This window comes from Terrisporobacter petrolearius (assembly GCF_020748185.1).
In the GTDB taxonomy this organism is placed as follows: Bacteria; Bacillota; Clostridia; order Peptostreptococcales; family Peptostreptococcaceae; genus Terrisporobacter; species Terrisporobacter petrolearius.
Genome location: NZ_JAHZMO010000194.1, coordinates 1 through 442, shown reverse-complemented (window position 1 = coordinate 442; position 442 = coordinate 1). Strand labels below are relative to the sequence as shown.

At 52.0% G+C, this 442-nt stretch carries 1 protein-coding gene; it reads left to right on the top strand.

The genetic code is table 11. The features are described from left to right. The coding region (locus K0040_RS22560; RefSeq protein ID WP_228110470.1) for an acyl-CoA dehydrogenase family protein at positions 1-295 on the top strand (295 nt) is incomplete at its 5' end. Positions 296-442: the final 147 nt, after the last annotated feature.

Here is a 442-nt window from a genome sequence, read left to right as displayed (position 1 = left end):
CGTATACGACTTATTGTCGGAAGCGTTTGTGGAAGTGAAAGGGCAGGATCGCTATTTTGATCGCGCGGTTCGTCGTTTACAGCAGCAGCTGCGTAAGCCAGCTGAAGAACTGAGGCGAGAGATTACTCATCAGCTATTCCTGCTGGGCTGCGGTGCGCAAATGTTGAAATATGCTTCTCCGCCAATGGCGCAGGCGTGGTGTCAGGTGATGTTAGATACGCGCGGCGGCGTACGGTTGTCAGAGCAGATCCAGAATGATTTATTGCTGCGGGCGACGGGGGGAGTGTGTGTGTAAGCGTATACGACTGATGCGACGCTGGTTTCGATTAACTAAATGAAATATGTGAAAATTGTAGGCCGGACAAGGCGCTCTCGCCGCATCCGGCATTGTTCATTTGCTGTAGATGACACTCATGCATACAGTATCGCCTGTACGCGCCAG